The organism is Streptomyces sp. NPDC003038, assembly GCF_040611115.1.
In the GTDB taxonomy this organism is placed as follows: domain Bacteria; phylum Actinomycetota; class Actinomycetes; order Streptomycetales; family Streptomycetaceae; genus Streptomyces.
This window is the reverse complement of record NZ_JBEXNN010000018.1, coordinates 1-16,942: the sequence shown is the minus strand read 5'-3', so window position 1 is coordinate 16,942 and position 16,942 is coordinate 1. Positions and strand designations below refer to the sequence as shown.

Sequence of the window (16,942 nt, the reverse complement as noted above, 5' to 3'; positions counted from 1 at the left end):
CGGGAGTCGGATGCTATGCAGACAAAACCGGCGCCCGGGGGAAGGCAGGAGCACGTGGACAACCGCACCGCAGCAGGAGGAGGAGCCGCCCCGCCGGCGCCACCACCGCCGTCACCGTCACCGTCTTCGCCGCCGTCACCACCGGCGCCGCCCACCCGCGGCGCGTTCGTGTTCAGCGTCGCCGACGAGGAGCGCCGGCGCGGCGTCCGCCGGATGAAGACCACCGCGACGAGCCTGCTGGTCCTGGTCGCGCTGGTCTACGTACTGGCCGAGTACGCCCAGCACGCCTGGGGCGCCGGTGCCTGGGCGGGATACGTCGCGGCCGCCGCCGAGGCCGGCATGGTCGGCGCGCTCGCGGACTGGTTCGCCGTCACCGCCCTCTTCCGGCGGCCCCTCGGCCTGCCCATCCCGCACACCGCGATCATTCCGACCAAGAAGGATCAGCTCGGCGTCTCCCTCGGGGAGTTCGTCGGCGAGAACTTCCTCTCCTCCGACGTGGTCAAGGCCCGGCTGCACGCGCTCGGCATCGGCGGCCGGCTCGGGGCCTGGCTGGCCGAGCCCGCGCACGCCGACCGGGTCACGGCGGAGCTGGCCACCGCGCTGCGCGGAGCCCTGACCGTACTGCGCGATTCCGATGTGCAGGCCGTCGTAGGCGAGGCCATCACCCGGCGTGCCGAGACGGCCGAGATCGCGCCGGCCATGGGCAAGACGCTGGAGAAGGTCGTCGCGGACGGCGGACATCACCGGGCCGTCGACCTCGTGTGCACGCGGGCGCACGACTGGCTGGTCACGCACGGGGACTCGGTGATGGACGCGGTCCAGGGCGGGGCGCCCGGCTGGACCCCGCGGTTCGTGGACCGCAAGATCGGTGACAAGGTCTACAAGGAGCTGCTCCGCTTCGTCACGGAGATGCGGGACATGCCGGAGCATCCGGCGCGCGGGGCGGTGGACCGCTTCCTGACGGACTTCGCGGCCGACCTCCAGTCGGATACGGACACCCGCGCCCGCGTGGAGCGCCTCAAGTCCGAGATCCTGGAGCGTGACGAGGTCCAGGACGTGATCGCCTCCGCCTGGGCCGCGATCCGCTCGATGATCATCTCGGCGGCGGAGGACGAGCAGAGCGAACTGCGCCTGCGCGTGCGTGCCTCGCTCCTCGCGCTGGGTGCCCGCCTGGCCACCGACGGCCGCCTCCAGCGGAAGGTGGAGGGCTGGATCGAGGGCGCGGTGGTGTATGTCGTCACCACGTACCGGGACGAGATCACCTCGCTGATCACGGACACGGTGGCGGGCTGGGACGCCGAGCACACGTCCCGGAAGATCGAGGCCCACATCGGCCGGGACCTGCAGTTCATCCGGATCAACGGCACGGTGGTCGGCGCCCTGGCGGGCCTGCTGATCTACACGGTCTCCCACGCCTTCGGCGCGTAACGGGCGCGCCCGGTCAGCCGCGGTCGGCGACAGCCCAGGAGGCGGCGGCAACGACCGCGGCGGCCCCGCATACGGCCGGCCACGCTCCGACTCGCTTGGCCAGCGGGTGGGCGCCGGCGAACCCGGCGAGGTACAGCGTCCCCAGCCCGGCCGCCGCGGGCGTGCCGCCCCGGCGGTGCCATTGGCGCCCGGCGGCGAGACCGGCGGCGCCGAGGACGACACCGCCCAGGGGGCGCTTCTTGGTCCACCGGGCGACGGCGTACCCGCCGATCAGACCGGTCGCCGCCACCACGGAACTGGGTACGCGTGCCATGTCGAACTCCCTGGGTCGTCTGGTCCGATGAGCCGTGTCACGAGGCTAACGCGATCGCCTGGCCACCCGGCGGGCACCCAGGGCCGTGAGTACGAGCACGGCGCCGCCGACCACGGCATCAGGCACGGCGTCCTGCATGGTGCGGGGCAGCAGCGCCACCGCGCCCAGGACGAGAAGGAAGGCGAGCGCGCAGGTGCCCGCGGCCCGAAGCAGTCTGTCCACGGCTGCTCAACGCGGCTGCGGGGCTTCCCGACACGCAGGGTGGGGAGGGGATTTGTCGCATACTCGCCGGATCCGTGCGATGAGTGTGCCAGGAACCCGGAGCCCATAAATTTGCTCTCTCAACCCAAAAGGGAGAATCCACACCGAGCATCAGGAGCCAGGACATCGTGATCTGCTACGGACAGGCCGTCCTCGACCTTGCGGACGAACTGGTCGACGCCTACGCGGACGTCTTCTCCGGTCCGCCGTGGAACGAGGGTGAAGAAACCATTCGCCAGTTCGCGACCCGCCTCCAGACCGACGCACGGCGCCGCGGGTTCCGTACCGCTTTCGCCCAGTCGGCAACCGGCATCGACGGTTTCGCCACCGGCTGGGTCACACCGGCCACCTTCCCCAAGAACCGCGCGTACGCCCAGGTCGCGGCCCAGCTCGGCCCGAGCCGCGTGAAGGAACTCCTGAGCGGCGCCCTGGAGATAGACGAGCTCGCGGTACGCCCGTATGCGCGCGGCCGCGGCACCGGCCGGGCGCTGCTCACCGAGATCACCGCCGACGCCCCGGACCGGCGCGCCTGGCTGCTGACCTCCCGCCTCGCTACCGAGACGGTGGCCACGTACCGCCGCCTGGGGTGGCACGAGGTCGCTGCCCGCCCCGGCACCGAGACAGGCGTGATCGTCTTCCTGTCCCCGGACCACCCCAACCGCTAGGCCGAGAGCGGGGGTAGGCCGCCCTGACGGCTGGGCATACCCGCAGCATGATCACGACGAAGCACACGGCAGCGACACCCACCGCGACCACGAAGGTGGCCCGCAGGCAGCTCAACCTGGCCACGCGCCACCAGCTCACCACGGCCGGCATTCCCGGCGGCACGATCACCTCACGCACCCGGCCCGGCGGTCCCTGGCAGCGCTTACTGCCCCGTGTCTACCTCCTGCAGACCGGACCCCCCGACCCTCGCCAGCGCGCACTCTCCGCCGTCCTGTACGCCGCCGAGCCCGCCGCGGACCCCCTGGCCGGCGAGACGGCAGCCCTCACCGGCGGCGCCGCCCTCGCGCTCCTCGGCATCCGCGACGCCCCCTCGACACCGGCTGACGTCCTGATCCGCGCCCCGCGCAAGCTCGCCGGCACCGCCGCGGTCCGTCCGCTCCCGACCTCGCGCTGGCCGCGGACCATCACCGTCTCCGGCATCCCGAGCACCCGGCCGGTCCGGGCGGCTGCGGACTTCGCCTCCCGCGCGGGACACCCCGACCGGATCCGCTCGGTCCTCGCCTCCGTCGTCCAGACGGGCTGGTGCCACCCGAACGACCTGTACGCCGAACTCCGCGCCTCCCGCCTCCTCAGCCGTCCCGCGGTCCGCGCCGCCGCCGCCGAACTGGTCGCCGGAGTCCGCTCGATCGCCGAAGCGCGGGCCCGCGACACCCTCACGGCGACGGACCTTCCGACCCCCCTGTGGAACGTCCGCCTCTACACCGCGGCCGGCGCCTTCCTGGCCAGCCCGGACGCCTACTGGCCCGACGAGGGCGTGGCCCTGGAGGTCGACTCGGCGGAGTACCACTACACCCGCGACGCCTGGCACGCCACGCTCCGCCGTCGCCTCCGCCTGGAGTCCCACGGCATCCTGGTGGTCAGCGCCACCCCGTCGATGATCCGCGACACCCCCGCCGAGGTCATCTCGGCCCTCCGCGCCCTCCTCACCTTGGCCGGCTCCCGCCCCACCCCACCGACAGCGGTGGCCCGCGGCCACCAACAGCTGACGCTGTTCCCGCAGGATTCCCGTCTCCGGCCGTAGCGCCTGAAAGTCCGCCTTGGGGTGGTGGAGTGTCCTGAGGGCCCGGGCGATGCCGCACAATAGCCGGGGCGTTGTCAGTGGGGTCTGTCACCCTCTGTGATAGCTGGTGGCACAAGGCGCCAGCGGGGTATCTGTTCAAGGAGGGTGCATGACCAGCACTGAGGCCGAGTTCACTTCGATTGAAATCTGTGCTGGAGCTGGTGGCCAGGCCATCGGACTGCACCAGGCAGGCTTCAGACACCTCGCGCTCGTAGAAATCGACGCGCACGCGGTGGGCACGCTGCGCAAGAACATCGAGGGGCTGAAGGAATGGAGGTGGGAGAAGGAGCACTGTGACCTCCTCCCTCCCACTGACGTCAAGTCGTTCGATCCGGCCCGGGATCTCAAGAAGAGCGGCGAGGTGTTGCGGAGGGACGGGCTGGATCTGCTGGCCGGCGGTGTGCCGTGCCCCCCGTTCTCCCATGCCGGTAAGCAGCTGGGCAGGGACGATGATCGCGATCTCTTCCCCAGGATGCTGGAGCTGGTCGAGCAGCTGAACCCGCGTGCGGTCATGATCGAGAACGTCCGCGGGATCATGGACCCGAAGTTCTCCGACTACCGGGACTGGATCGTCGCCCAGCTGCAAGGCGGCACGTACCGTGAGGAGGACGGGCGTGCGTCCTCCGCCGTCGGGCTCGGCTACACGGTGTGCAAGTGGGGCGTTCTCGAGGCCAGCAACTTCGGGGTTCCGCAGCTGCGTCCGCGCGCCATTCTGGTAGCCATCCGAGACGACGTGCTCAAGGATTTGAAGTACGAGTGGCCGTCTCCGACGCACGAGGATCCAGTGAGCGTCGCAGCCGCCCTCAAGGGCAGCATGTACGACCGGTACAAGCGCTATTTCGAGGGTGCTCACCAGGAGCGGGCCCGGGCGGCGTATGCGACGTGGCTCCAGAGGGCGACGGAGCGTGACGCTGAGCTCAAGGGCAAAGGGGGCGGCATCGCACCCACCCTGGTCGGTGGTTCGCGGAAGCACGGGGGAGCCGACCTCGGGCCCAGCCGCGCCAAGGCGGCATGGAAGCAGCTTGGGGTGTCGGGGATGGGCGTCGCCAATGACGCGGCGACCTGCGCGGAGAAGGAATCCGAAGAGAGGGACCTCTTCCGCCCGGAAGGGCCGATGCTCACGGTGGAACAGGCCGCGATCATCCAGGGCTTCCCCAAAGGCTGGTCCTTCGACGGTAGAAAGACTGCGCAGTACCGGCAGGTGGGCAACGCCTTTCCGCCCCCTGTGGCTGCTGCTGTGGGCAAGTCGATCATTGAGGTTCTGCAAGCAGCCCGAGAGCGAGACCGCGAGCAGGACTGATCAGGCTGTCTCATTGGCCCTGTGTCCGGGCACGGCGCTTCTCGACCTCTGCGGCGATACGGATCGCGCACTCTCCGGAGGGCTCGTGCTCCCAGAAGCGCAGGACCGTCCAGCCAGCCTCTTGCAGGCGCCGATCCGTATCCCGGTCGCGGGCCATATTGCGGGCCACTTTGTCTGACCAGTAACCAGGATTGGTCTTCGGCGGCACGTAGTGCTCAGGACACCCGTGCCAATAGCAGCCATCAATGAAGACCGCCACCTTCGCAGGACGGAACACCATATCCGCTGTGCGGCGAAGATCCTTCAGTGGTTTTGCCGCAACCCTGTACCGCAGGCCCTGTGCGTGGACCAGGCTGCGGATCAGCTGCTCAGGTCTGGTGTCACGGCTGCGGATGGCCTGCATGTTCCGGCGTCTTGCGGCTGAGGAAGCCCACGAGCCGGCTGGAGGTGTCCAGTCTTCAGCCATGCCTGCGGCCCCTTCCGTGCTTCGCGTGCGGCAGTGTAGGAGCGCCGCTCCGGCAGCGCACATCGGCTGCTGCTATGCCAGTCAACCGCTCTCGCTCTCAGTGTGCCGGGGAAGGAACGGGGCGGTTTCCACCGCATCCTCGGCAGTGGCGAGCACCCAGGTGCGGCCGTCCAGTTCGACGCGAAGGCGCGAACCGTGGTGTGGCCTCGCCTGAGCGACACGGAAGCTGACGAGTTCCCCGGGACGGGGCACCTTAGCGCCCAGAGCCCGGGCAACGTGCTGGTGACTGCTGTAATGACCAGGAATGAGCAGGCCTTCCGCCCGCAGCACCGTGCGAGCTCGGCCCTTTGCCTCGCGTACGCGCGCCATGTAGTCGCTCTGCTGGGCCACCGTACGGACGACTCCACGGCCGATTCTGCGGTTCTGCACCCGCCGGAACAGCTCATTGACCCGTTTCTGTCCGGAGGGCAGGCCGAGGATGGCGTCACGTGTCGCTGCGGGGAGGTGCAGCAGAACGTTCTCTGGAAGTTCCGCCCTGTGTGCCAGCCACAGAATCTTGTTGCGGTGTTCCGCTTTCACCGTCAGCTTCATGTCCCGGTTGTTGCCCCGGTTCAGCCATTCTTCTCGTATCCGCAGCAGTCCGGCGCTCCACAGGCTCTGTGTGTCATCCGCCCAGACCAACAGGCAGAGATGTCCCCGTGCTTCGGGCGGGATCATCCAGCTGCCGAACTGCTGCGAGTATTTGCAGTCAACATCGACTCCCGCAATGCTGTAGTCCATGTGCAAGCCGTCAGCGAACTTGAACTCCCGCTGCAAGTTGATTTCGACGAGAGTCCCCGCGTGAGTCTTCTCGGTCTTGTAGAGCTTTTTCCACTCGAATCGGCCGGTTGCCTGTCCATTGAGCAGCTGGTCGATCGTCTCACGGAGAACCGATGCGAATCGCTGTCTTTCCGGGTCTAGGCGGAGGAGCTGTTCATACACGAGAGCCAGTTCCGGGTCGTCGCGCAACGCAATGGCAGTATGAATATTCATCGCGGCTGAAATGTCTGAGGGCAGCAAGATTCTCTTCCTTACGTCCGGGGGCCCACGTGTTCGAGTACTGCCCGGAGATCTGTGGCATCCATTCCCCAGAAGCCCATCTCCTCCTCCGGATCGGCCAGTTCCTGAACGGACGGATCGTCGAGGATCTTCCCCATGAACTCCAGCTTGAAGCCAAGACGTTCATGGATCACTTCATCGATGGTTCCACGGGAGATGAGCACAGTGATACGTGTATTGGTGTGTTTCTCAAGCCCCAGACGATGAATGCGGTCCAGGCTCTGGAGGAAACGGCCCGCCGCAAAGTCACGGTCTAGGTAGATCGCGTCGTGACATACGTGGTGCAGGCTGATTCCTTCGCCCAGTGTCGCCGGATTGGACAGCAGTACCATGCAATCGGGATCCTGCCGGAAACGCCGGATTTCCTCATCGCGGTCGTTGCTGCTGCCGTGCACTACTGCTGGCTGGAATTTGGCCAGTGCACTTCCCAGTGTGTTCAGGTTGCGCACGAAGGTCGACCACACCAGAGTTTTGCGGCCGGCCTTGGCATTTTCAACTACCGTTTTAACGACGGCCTCGTACTTAGGGGAAATTTCAAAGTGGGGAAGGTTGTGCATGAGGTCGCGCAGGGACCCGCTGCCAGGTGTGTCGAGATCAGGAATGTAAAAAGGCAGCGGCTCGTTGCGGTCAGTAATTTTATCGAGCAGTGCTGGGCTGGTGCTGGCCATCATCAGATAGACCAGGACCTTACCCATCCTGGTGAATTCTTCCTGCTCTTCGGGGCTGTTGTGCGAGGCATTCGCGCGAAGGGCGGAGTACAGTCTCCGGTGGGCCTCCGGGAGATCGACGTACTGCACGCGGACATCCACAGGGGGGAGGCCGAGCTCATTTTTCGTGGTCCGCGTGAAGAGCGGGCGCAGAACTCTGCTCGCATGGGCCAGATCCCCGCCGTCCACGGCTCTGTCGACGGCGCGCCGACCGTGACCCGGCCACACGAAGGAGAGCAGGCTTTCGAGGTCCTTAACGCCGTTCGGAGCAGGCGTTCCCGTCAGGATGAGACGATGGCGTGCCAGAGGTCCGAGCGCCATACACGTCGCGCCATAGGTTCCCCTGACGCCGAGCTTCATCCGGTGTGCCTCATCCAGCACCATCAAGGCCGGTGCGGCGCTCAGCCAGTCAGCGAGCTCTGCCTGGTAGCGGTGAAGCCGCTCGTAGTTCACCAGCAATACTTCGGTGCCGGCATCCGGCCGACGCTTGAACACGCGGGCGGTCAAGGGCGCGGCGAAGCAGAGGCTGCTCTCCTCCTCCCAGGCCTCGTACGCGGACTTGGGGCTGACGACCAGCAGGCGCCTGACATTTCCCGCGTGCCGGAGCGCTGCGTAGACAGCCATGGCGGTACGCGTCTTCCCTGCTCCGGGCACACTGAAGTTCGCACCGTGCGTCAGGGACAGCAGTTTGGCTATGTCGCGGAGCTGGAACTCAGTGAGGGGAGCCGTCCAGGCGGGTCCCAGCCGTTCCGGGACATCGGTGGCCAGAACCTCCCCAGAAACTTCCCCGCCCTGGCTGCCAGCGGTCAGCCGGGCCTCGACCGCCTGGGAGTCCCTCACCGATCCCTCGGCCAGAGCCATCAGGTCAGGAGCGAAAATAACCCCGGCCGGATCGGGCCACCGGTTGAGCAAGGTGAGATGGGCGAGGAAGTCCTCAAGTCCGATCTCCGCAGCGAGTGTTCCCCGCTGACTGCCGGTGCCGAAGCGGGCTGTCAGCCGGACCAGCTGCTCTTGACCGTCCGGCCGCACCCTGAGGACGACCTTCGTGCGGGTTTCGTCAAAGCCGAGCCGTAGCGACGGCTCTGCCGGGTTGGTCACGCGGAGTCCTCGCTTGCCTTGACCAGCCACTGAACACCCTCGCCACGCTGGGTCACTCCGCGGTTCGCCGCCCGCGCAAGCTTCGAGAGGCTCGCCTTGAGCCGGACCAGCGCGCTGTCGAAGCTCTTCTCGTCAAGACTGTTGCTCGCGAACGCCTGAGTGAGGTCCCTGATGCTCTGATCGATCGCGGCCCGCGCGTCGTCAAGTCTTTCCGCAGTCGTCTGCTGAACCCGCTTGAGACGGTCATCCCGGTCGGCCTCGTCGAGTGCCCGCCGCATGCCCTTACGCGCAGCGACTACCGTCTGCTGCGCCGCAGCCCGGACTTCAGCGGAAAGATGGCGTGCTGATTCGGTGGCTTTGGCCTGGAGGATCTGGTCGGTTACGGCCCGCGCTTGTGCAACAAAGCCCGCCGGCGGTGCGACGGCCACGCTCAGCCCAGGGATGGAGACCAGGGCTTCGGCGGCCACTGGGCGGTTCGCCGTGAACTCGTGTGGGAGTGCCTTGTCGAGGTAATGGCTCTGGAACTCTTCACCGATGAGCCGGGTCTTCGTCTTCGCGAAATCGAGAACGATGGCCGCAATGCGATTCTCTTTGACCTGTTCGGCGCGCTCCTGGCTGGATGCGGCCACGCTCATGTAGTTCCTGTGCAGTTCCTTGAGGTTTTCCTGATGTCCTTCAAAGTCGGCCAGACTCAGCTGTGAACCGGATGCGGTACGGCTACGCTCAATCATGTCCTGGATGACGCCAAGAATCCACCGTTCCTGTTTGAAGGTCTTCAGCTGGACATGAAATTCCCTGGCGATATCCGCGGCGTCCCGCCCCATCAGCTCCTGTTCCTCCATGGCGAGCAGGCGGTTGATGTACGAGTAGTCCCTCCGCTTGTCGGGACGGAGCTGCAAGGCAAGTTCCACCGCGTTGATGTCCTCCCAGGTGAAGGAAGACGGCAGCACTCCTACCCGGATCGAGGCCTTCTTGAGCATCCGCAGGGCGGCGGCCCGGGTATTTCCGTTTACCAGGATGCCCTCGTGAGTGATCAGCCCCGGCTCCTGCTGATCAACGTCCTTCAGGCTTTCCAGCAGCGCCTCGAACTCAGAGTCAGGCTCATCCGGGTTCGTGGACTTGCCGATGAGCAGCCGGTTCAGATACTCCTGACTCTCCGGCTGCCACGGATCAGCGTCGAGGTTCCGGGCCTGTTCCGGGTCGTGCCCCCGCTGGGCTCTGATCCGGTGCGTTGCCGGGTTGTAGTACAGGTCGCGCAATGGCATGTCGATGACGCCCACGTGCAGGGGGCGGCCATTCCACTCCACTGTGACCGTTTCTCGCGGGCCTTCCCCTTCCATAGCTTCCTTGAGCCGCCGGGCGACGAACTCGGCGTTCTCGGCTGCCTTCGGGGGCGGAGCGAACTTCAGCATTTCCACAATTCTCCTTGTTCTCGGCCGTGCAGCCCTGCGCCGGGCCGGGCCGTGCGCGACGACTACTCGGTGACAGCGACGGACGCCCTGACCGCCTTGCGGGACTCTGCCGGCAGGGTCCGGTACCTGCCCCACAGGCGTTCCATCCTGCTGAAGTCCCTGTGGTCAGCCGCCATCCACTGGGCGAAGTGCTCCCGCTCGATCTGGCTCATCTGTGCCAGGCCGGCAAGGATGCCCGACAGGTCAGCCTGGCGCTCCCGGCCGCCGACCCGGCACCTGCGGCACTCGGTGACCATCTCCGTCACGGCCGTTCCGCCGGCGGTAAGTACCTCCCTGCGCGCGACGTCCAGCTGGGCAGTATCCACCCCGCCGTCGTAAGCCTCGCCTGCGGCGATCCCGCAGACCCGGCACAGGTGGTCGTCCGCCTCGAAAATCTCAAGCCGCCGCGCTGCCGTAACGGTTGCGGCCGGCGTCTTCGCCTTCGACTGCCCCGGCTTCCATACCTCGGCGCCCATCTCCACGAAGCGGTGCTCGTTGGAACTCAGTGTCACGTCCTCCCGATTGGTGGCGATGCGCCACCCTCGATCCCGGAGGTCCCGCATACGGCGGTCGATCTGAGAGGTCTCCGGGAACGCCTCCCGAAGCTGCGTCTTGGTGAACACCTCACCCAGGCCGACCTCGGTAACCAGCCACAAGGCGCAGCGCACCATGGTGCCGCGCTTTTCATCACGCCAGGAGGGAATCTCCTGATGAGTCATAGTTTCTGCCTTCCGGGCAAGGGCCAAGGGCAAGGGGCCGGATCCGATACTGCGCCGCTCCGAGGAGCGGCAGCATGAGACTGCGTTCGCGCCCACCCATTGGACGGGCAGGCAGTAGCTGGAGCAAGTCACATCCGGTCTTTGCGGCGCAACGCAAACATGACGGGCAGAGCGGCACCACAAAGTGAAAACATCCCTCAGCCGCATCGCTCTGACGCAAACAGGCCGAGGGTGGAGTAGGTCATTCCGGGTTGCGCGAAGTCTCCCTTCTCAAGAAAGCTGACTACCACTCAACACCTGGTCGAAGGAGGCATATCGGTGGCCGCACTCGGTCATGTCCGCGAGGCGTTCTGGGAGGGGTGTCACCCGGCCCGCAGAAGGTACGTGCAGCGTTTCCGTGCACTGGTCCTCGCCATTCCCACCCCCAAGCAGCAGGCGCGGGCGCGGCACATGAACGTGCCGGTGAGTACCCTGTCGAACTACTGGAGCGGACGGCGGGTGCCTCGCGAGAAGGGGCTGCGGGCGATGTACCAGTCGGTGGGCCAGTGTGTCCGCCCTGGAGAGATGCCCGTCACCCTTGCTGAACTTGAGCACCTTCGCCGTTCTGCTGCGCAGCAGAACAGGGACCTGTCCGTGGCGTCGCGAATCGCCATGCCTGGTTTTTCGCCCGCCGTGGGCATGCTCGAGGCGGCTGCTCCGGGTGGCGGCGCGGAAGCGGCACCCCGACCGGCAGCGGACCGGCGCAACGCCGGGGCCGGTCCGATTCGCCGGATGATCGGCGAGCTGGTCGACGCTCAAGCCACGGGTGACCGTTGGCGCGTGCTTGGAATCGCCTGGTCGGCGAGTAAGACGATGACCGCTAGAGAGCTCAGCGCGACCGTCGCCGGGCTGCGTGCGACCGGATGCCCGGATCTCGCCGAGGCGGTGCTCCTGGGCGGAGGCGAGCGTACACACGCCGACACCATGCGGCTCGCACTCGCCCTCATGGCGGCGGGTCTTTCGCAGGACGCCGAGCTGGTCCTCCGCAACGCATTGCCTCCGGAAGCGTGTTGACGCGCCATCACGCCACCCTCGACATTCTTCTACCCAATAAGGGAGAGGCCATGAACAGCCCCGGCGAACAGCGGACGAGCTGGACGGAGACCACGACCCGAGTCGAGCGGAAGCGGTTCGTGAGACCGGCGATCCACAAGGACGGCGACTGGTCCAGCATCGAAACCATCACGGTGACCGTGGTGCACAGCGGCAGCGAGGACACCATGCCCGGGGGTGGCCCGCAGGAAGAGGGGCTCGCGTAAGTCAGTTCACAAAGATCCCGGTCATCAGCCGCAGCATGCGGACCTTCCGGCGAGACCGGCCGCACCCCTCCTCGGACTGCCCGCGCTCACGGCTCAGTGACAGCCGGCCGGACACCTGCCGCTGCCTGATCCCGCCTTCAGCGAGGCGCGGTCTGGCTCGGACGTCCTCCAGCGGATAAGCGCCCGCCTCCCCCTACATGAAGGAGTAACTTCAATTTGAACTAGACCCGTGCTGCTCCTCGTCACCATCGCGATCGCGTTCCTCCTGACCTTGGTGCCGGCTGGAGGGGCCGTGACCCTCGCACATGGGACGGGCGTACCGTCCCCGCGTCCTCGGGCTCGGCATCGCCGCGTTCGTCACCACCTTGACGCTGCTGTGCGGCCTGCTCGGTCTGATCCTCGCGGCACATGGCTGACCTCGGCTTCCCAGGCGCGGCGGCCGGAGCCCACGTCGCAGGATCACGCCGATGGCCCATCGCCTTCTGCCCGGGGGCCAGGACCGCCGGTTCGGCGGTCGGACGATGTCATGCACCTTCCTCAGCCGCTCCCACTTCGCTCTGCTGCAAATTCCCCAGGCCTGCGGCGCCCCCGGCCCGCAGGGACTAAGCGTGGGCGATCCCGTGGCACTCCGCGTACGGCTTGCCCGAGGTGCACCAGCAGGGGGACGTCGGGGAAGGGGGCCAGGGGGTGGCTTTGCCGCGGGCCGCCAGGGTGGTGGCGTATTCCGCCAGGAGGCTGGGGGAGGCCGGGGAAGTCTTTTCGGATGCGGCGAAGGCCTCGTAAGAGGGGACGCTCGCCGTGACGATGCCGAGGTTCGTGGTGCCCGAGGCGGCCAGGGCGCGGAGGGAGGCCTCGACGCTGGACAGGTGGGTCTCGTGGGAGGGGTACTCCGAGCCGAGGGTGGGGTAGCTGGTGAGGAGCTCGGCCAGTTCGCGCTCGGGCCAGTGGAGGATGGCCACCGGGAAGGGGCGCGAGAGAGCGGCGCGGCGGTCGCCCAGTTCGGCGCGGAGGCGGGCGATCTCGGCGCGGAGTTCGTTCGGATCGTCCGAGCCCAGGGCCCAGATGCGCTTCGGGTCGTGGAGCTCGTCCAGGGGGATCGGGCCGATGTGGCGGGTGTCGGCGACCATGTCCCAGTCGTCGTGCGGGCGCCCGAGGAGGCGCCGGACGCGGTGGCGGCCCGTGAGGAGCGCGGTCGTGGCCGGGGTGAGGGGGGCGTCCTCCTCGATGAGGAGGCGCGCGGCCTCGGTGAAGCAGTCGTGCGAGGCTTCCAACTCGTCGTGCGTTTCGAGGGTTTCCGCGATGACCTCCCAGGGTGCCGGGTCCTTGGGGGCCGCGGCGCGGATGCCCGAGATGAGGGCACGGGCCTCGGGTTCGTGGCCGTACTCCCACAAGTTCGCCGCCTGCAGGGCCTTGATCAGGTGGGGGTCGGCGGGGGAGGAGGAGAGGAGTTGGTCGTACAGCGCGCTGGCGCGGTCCCGGGCGTCGGCCAGTTCGAGGTGGGCCGCGGCCTGGAGGAGCAAGGGCTCCTGGTCCTCGGGGTAACGGGTCGCCGTGCGGATGAGGCGCTCGGCTTCGGCGATGTGCTCGGCAGGCGTGTCATGGCGCATGGATCACACCGTACTGCCGCTGGTCAGTTGACGGGGGAGGTCTTAAGGTGCGGCCCGTGCGGGATCACATACCGGTGGTGGTGCAGGGGAAGGGCCGGCGGGTACGGCGGGCCGGTCTCGCGGGGGTGCTGTGGGCAACCGCAGAGCTGACCGTCACCGTGGGCGTGGTGGTCCTGTTGCTGGTGGTGCACCAGGTGTGGTGGACCAACCGGCAGGCCATGGCCGCCGCCCAGGAGCAGGTCCACGCCCTGGAGAGCGCCTGGGGCGATGACCCCGCCCCGGCCCCCGACCCCCCTTTGCCTGCGCCTGTGCCTCCGCCTGTCCCCGTCCCCGTCCCCGCTGAGTCGGCTGATTCCGGTGCTGCGCCCGTGGTGACCGCGCCTGTGCCGTCCCTGGCTCCCCGTCCTGCCGCCAAGCCGCCGGCCAAGGACCAGGCGTACGCCGTCCTGCGCATCCCGCGCCTCGGCCTCGTCGTCCCCGTCGCGCAGGGGATCGACAAGCGGGCCGTGCTCGACAAGGGCTACGCCGGGCAGTACCCCGGGACCGCCGGGCCCGGGGCGGAGGGGAACTTCGCGCTGGCCGGGCACCGGAACACGCACGGGGAGCCGTTCCGGTACATCAACCGGCTGCGGGCCGGGGACGAGCTGATGGTCGATGTCCGGGGGCGCAGGTATACGTACGTCGTCGGCAAGGTGCTCGGCGAGACCACCGAGCGGGACACCGGGGTGATCGCGCCCGTGCCGCGGAGCGTGGTGAAGCCGGAGTACGGGTACAGCGAGCCCGGCGCGTACATCACGCTCACCACCTGCACGCCCGAGTACAGCTCCAAGTACCGGCTGGTGGTGTGGGGGACGCTCAAGTCCTAGCCCGGTTGTCAGTGGGGCGGGCTAGTATCGATCGCGAGTACCGGATCTCGTACGGGAGTTCGTGCGCGGAAGTGGGAGGGGGCGGTCTGCATGGCTCGGCAACGACGTGGCGATGGGTCGCCGTCCTTCGCGTTGTCCTTCCCGCTGTTCCATCGGTCGTCCTTCCCGCTGTTCGCCCGGGTGGCGAGGGCGCTGGCCGTGCTGATGCCCTTGGTGCTGCTCGGGGGAGTCCTCGGACTGTTCCTCGGGGAGAGTGGGCTGGCCGCCGTGGTGGTCGCCCTCGCGGCCACCGTCGCCGTGGGCACGGAGGCTCTCGCAGCGGCCGCACGTCTCGTACGGCCTGTGCCGCCGCACCGAATACGCACCGCGATTCGTGATCGCGAGCAGCGCACCGCGTTCCTGCCGCAGTGCGATCCCGATGCCTCGGGCCGCTCCAGGCCGAGGGCGCCCGGCCGTCTCGTCCCGACGGCCGCGTAGGGGCGCGCAGTACGCAGGCTTCCGCACCGGCTTCTTCCCGGCATCGCCATGGTCGTCACCATCGGCAGCGATACCGCCCGGGGACTGCCTCCGCTGCTGCTGACTGATCACTTTCGTTCGCCCCTCGCGGGTCGTCACGCCGAAATGCCTCTCTTTCGACGTTCGACGAGACCCTTCGGAGGGCCCGCGTGTCCGTTTTCACCCATCTTGTTGTTGAGTTGGGCCGGCTCCTGGAGCCGGTACTGGCCGAGTCCGCGACCGCTGCCGCGATCGTGCTGTTCACCCTGCTCGTACGGGTCGCCCTGTACCCGCTGAGCCGGGCGGGCTTCCGCGGGGCGACCCCGGTGGCGGGGTGCCTGCCGGTGCTGTTGCAGCTGCCGGTGTTCTTCGTGATGTACCGGGCGTTCTCCTCGGCCGAGGTCGGCGGGGAAACCAATGAGCTGCTCGGGCACCAACTGTTCGCCGCACCGCTCGGGACCAGCTGGGCCCGGGCGCTGGCGGAGGGCGGCCTGTTCGGGGCGCAGGGGCTGGTGTTCCTCGGGCTGTTCGCGGCGATCGGGCTGGTGGCCGCCTGGAGCGCGGTGCGGGGGCGGCGGGCGGCCGCGGCCTCGGCCGCGGCGGGTGCGCCGGGTGCGGCGGGTGCGGCGGGCGGTTCCGCCCGGACCCGGGCGGGGGCCGGTTCCGGTGCGGGCGGCGGCGGGGGAGGTCGGGGCAAGGCCGGCGCGGGTGCGCGGTCCGGGGGCGGCGCGGGCGCCGTGGTGAGTGCCGAGCAGCAGGAGGTCATGCGCAAGCTCGGCGGCGTACTGCCCCTGCTGTCCTTCGGCACGCTGATCACGGCTGCCCTGGTACCCCTGGCGGCCGGGCTGTATCTCCTCACCACCACCGCGTGGTCCGTGGCGGAGCGCGCCTGGCTCGAACACCGCAAGGAGCGCGCGGAGCGGGAGATCGACGGAGGGGCCCGTTCCAGTCTGTGAACAGGGTCTTGCGGATTGGGGGGACTTCTTGGAGGATCGGCCAATCCTCCGATGGCCGCAACCCATCGTCCGGCCCGGGGCATGCCCATGGGCCGACCACCCTCGACCACGGGAGAATGCCCATGAAGCTGCTGCGTGTCGGACCGGTCGGGTCGGAGCGCCCCGCGCTGCTCGACCAGGACGGGACCCTGCGGGACCTGTCCGGCCTGATCACGGATGTGGACGGCGAGCTGCTCGCCGACGACTCCGTGCTGTCCCGGGTACGGGACGCGGCGGTAACCGGCGGACTTCCGGCCCTGGACGCGGAAGGGCTGCGCATCGGCGCGCCGGTCGGCCGGATAGGCAAGATCGTGGGCATCGGGCTGAACTACTTCGCCCACGCGGCCGAGGTCGGCGCCGAGCCCCCGGCCGAGCCGATCTTGTTCCTCAAGGCTGCGGACACCGTGGTCGGCCCCGACGACACCGTGCTGATCCCGCGCGGCAGCGTGAAGACCGACTGGGAGGCCGAGCTCGGCGTCGTCATCGGCAGCACCGCCCGCTACCTGGGCTCCGCCGAGGAGGGCCTCGCGCACGTCGGCGGCTACGTGCTGGTCAACGACGTCTCGGAGCGCGAGTTCCAGATCGAGCGCGGCGGCACCTGGGACAAGGGCAAGAACTGCGAGACCTTCACCCCGCTCGGCCCCTGGCTGCTCACCGCCGACGAGGTGCCGGACCCGCAGGTCCTGGACGTGAAGCTGTGGGTCAACGGCGAACTCAAGCAGGACGGCAACACCTCGGACCAGATCTTCCCGGTCGGCGAGGTCGTGCGGTACCTGAGCCAGTTCATGACCCTGTACCCGGGCGACGTCATCGTGACCGGTACGCCGGCGGGCGTGGCCATGGGCCAGCCGGAGCCGAAGCCGTACCTGCGGGCCGGTGACGTCGTGGAGCTGGAGATCGAGGGCCTGGGCCGTCAGCGCCAGGAGTTCAAGGGCGCGTAGCTACGCCGAGTACGTAGCTACGCGGAGTACGCGGAGTACGCGGAGTACGCGGAGTACGCGGAGTACGCGGAGTACGCGGAGTACGCGGAGTACGCGGAGTACTCGGAGTACGC

The 16,942-nt window shown here is 68.2% G+C and carries 18 protein-coding genes; 10 read left to right on the top strand and 8 right to left on the bottom strand.

The window, feature by feature from the left end; all coding sequences use genetic code 11:
* Positions 1-15 precede the first annotated feature (15 nt).
* On the top strand, positions 16-1,428 hold the full coding sequence (locus ABZX75_RS22130; protein ID WP_355413074.1) for a DUF445 domain-containing protein: 1,413 nt from the start codon (positions 16-18) through the stop codon (positions 1,426-1,428).
* A 13-nt stretch (positions 1,429-1,441) separates the two neighbouring features.
* On the opposite strand, the gene ABZX75_RS22125 is transcribed toward ABZX75_RS22130, so the two are convergent.
* Both ABZX75_RS22125 and ABZX75_RS22120 read right to left on the bottom strand, forming a co-directional pair.
* The gene (locus tag ABZX75_RS22125) at positions 1,442-1,741 is read right to left on the bottom strand and encodes a hypothetical protein (protein ID WP_355413072.1); all 300 of its coding nucleotides are present in this window, start codon (positions 1,739-1,741) and stop codon (positions 1,442-1,444) included.
* Positions 1,742-1,786: 45 nt separating this feature from the next.
* Positions 1,787-1,963 carry a hypothetical protein gene (locus ABZX75_RS22120; RefSeq protein WP_355413070.1) on the bottom strand — a complete coding sequence of 59 codons (177 nt, stop codon included), beginning with the start codon at positions 1,961-1,963 and terminating at the stop codon, positions 1,787-1,789.
* Between the two features lie 167 nt (positions 1,964-2,130).
* Between ABZX75_RS22120 and ABZX75_RS22115 the strand changes: the two genes are divergently transcribed.
* The 3 genes from ABZX75_RS22115 (at position 2,131) to dcm (ending at position 5,088) form a co-directional block, all read left to right on the top strand.
* On the top strand, positions 2,131-2,667 hold the full coding sequence (locus ABZX75_RS22115) for a GNAT family N-acetyltransferase (protein WP_355413068.1): 537 nt from the start codon (positions 2,131-2,133) through the stop codon (positions 2,665-2,667).
* A 47-nt stretch (positions 2,668-2,714) separates the two neighbouring features.
* Positions 2,715-3,749 (top strand): hypothetical protein, encoded by a 1,035-nt coding sequence (locus ABZX75_RS22110; RefSeq protein WP_355413066.1) that lies wholly within the window; start codon positions 2,715-2,717, stop codon positions 3,747-3,749.
* A 148-nt stretch (positions 3,750-3,897) separates the two neighbouring features.
* Positions 3,898-5,088: a DNA (cytosine-5-)-methyltransferase gene (gene dcm, locus ABZX75_RS22105; protein ID WP_355413064.1), complete on the top strand. Its 1,191-nt coding sequence runs from the start codon at positions 3,898-3,900 to the stop codon at positions 5,086-5,088.
* A gap of 10 nt (positions 5,089-5,098) precedes the next feature.
* On the opposite strand, the gene ABZX75_RS22100 is transcribed toward dcm, so the two are convergent.
* From ABZX75_RS22100 to ABZX75_RS22080, 5 genes are all read right to left on the bottom strand, one after another.
* Complete coding sequence (locus tag ABZX75_RS22100) at positions 5,099-5,554, bottom strand: very short patch repair endonuclease (RefSeq protein WP_355413062.1); 456 nt, start codon at positions 5,552-5,554, stop codon at positions 5,099-5,101.
* A gap of 81 nt (positions 5,555-5,635) precedes the next feature.
* Positions 5,636-6,613 (bottom strand): NaeI family type II restriction endonuclease, encoded by a 978-nt coding sequence (locus ABZX75_RS22095; RefSeq protein ID WP_355413060.1) that lies wholly within the window; start codon positions 6,611-6,613, stop codon positions 5,636-5,638.
* An 11-nt stretch (positions 6,614-6,624) separates the two neighbouring features.
* On the bottom strand, positions 6,625-8,457 hold the full coding sequence (locus ABZX75_RS22090; RefSeq protein ID WP_355413058.1) for a DEAD/DEAH box helicase: 1,833 nt from the start codon (positions 8,455-8,457) through the stop codon (positions 6,625-6,627).
* A complete protein-coding gene (locus ABZX75_RS22085) occupies positions 8,454-9,869 on the bottom strand; it encodes a transcriptional regulator (RefSeq protein WP_355413265.1) in 1,416 nt (471 codons plus the stop codon). The genes ABZX75_RS22090 and ABZX75_RS22085 overlap by 4 nt, the downstream gene beginning before the upstream one ends.
* A gap of 62 nt (positions 9,870-9,931) precedes the next feature.
* On the bottom strand, positions 9,932-10,627 hold the full coding sequence (locus ABZX75_RS22080; protein WP_355413056.1) for a hypothetical protein: 696 nt from the start codon (positions 10,625-10,627) through the stop codon (positions 9,932-9,934).
* A gap of 318 nt (positions 10,628-10,945) precedes the next feature.
* Between ABZX75_RS22080 and ABZX75_RS22075 the strand changes: the two genes are divergently transcribed.
* Both ABZX75_RS22075 and ABZX75_RS22070 read left to right on the top strand, forming a co-directional pair.
* The gene (locus ABZX75_RS22075) at positions 10,946-11,680 is read left to right on the top strand and encodes a hypothetical protein (protein ID WP_355413054.1); all 735 of its coding nucleotides are present in this window, start codon (positions 10,946-10,948) and stop codon (positions 11,678-11,680) included.
* A 50-nt stretch (positions 11,681-11,730) separates the two neighbouring features.
* Positions 11,731-11,925 (top strand): hypothetical protein, encoded by a 195-nt coding sequence (locus tag ABZX75_RS22070; protein WP_355413052.1) that lies wholly within the window; start codon positions 11,731-11,733, stop codon positions 11,923-11,925.
* A 602-nt stretch (positions 11,926-12,527) separates the two neighbouring features.
* On the opposite strand, the gene ABZX75_RS22065 is transcribed toward ABZX75_RS22070, so the two are convergent.
* Positions 12,528-13,532: an SEC-C domain-containing protein gene (locus ABZX75_RS22065; protein WP_355413051.1), complete on the bottom strand. Its 1,005-nt coding sequence runs from the start codon at positions 13,530-13,532 to the stop codon at positions 12,528-12,530.
* A 56-nt stretch (positions 13,533-13,588) separates the two neighbouring features.
* On the opposite strand from ABZX75_RS22065, the gene ABZX75_RS22060 reads away from it, so the two are divergent.
* From ABZX75_RS22060 to ABZX75_RS22045, 4 genes are all read left to right on the top strand, one after another.
* A complete protein-coding gene (locus ABZX75_RS22060; protein WP_355413049.1) occupies positions 13,589-14,398 on the top strand; it encodes a class E sortase in 810 nt (269 codons plus the stop codon).
* Positions 14,399-14,488: 90 nt separating this feature from the next.
* Positions 14,489-14,875, top strand: coding sequence for a DUF6412 domain-containing protein (locus tag ABZX75_RS22055; RefSeq protein ID WP_355413047.1), 387 nt, complete (start codon positions 14,489-14,491; stop codon positions 14,873-14,875).
* 188 nt (positions 14,876-15,063) lie between these two features.
* Entirely contained in the window at positions 15,064-15,849 is a 786-nt protein-coding gene (locus ABZX75_RS22050) for a hypothetical protein (RefSeq protein ID WP_355413044.1), read from the top strand.
* A gap of 122 nt (positions 15,850-15,971) precedes the next feature.
* Entirely contained in the window at positions 15,972-16,829 is an 858-nt protein-coding gene (locus ABZX75_RS22045; RefSeq protein ID WP_355413042.1) for a fumarylacetoacetate hydrolase family protein, read from the top strand.
* Positions 16,830-16,942: the final 113 nt, after the last annotated feature.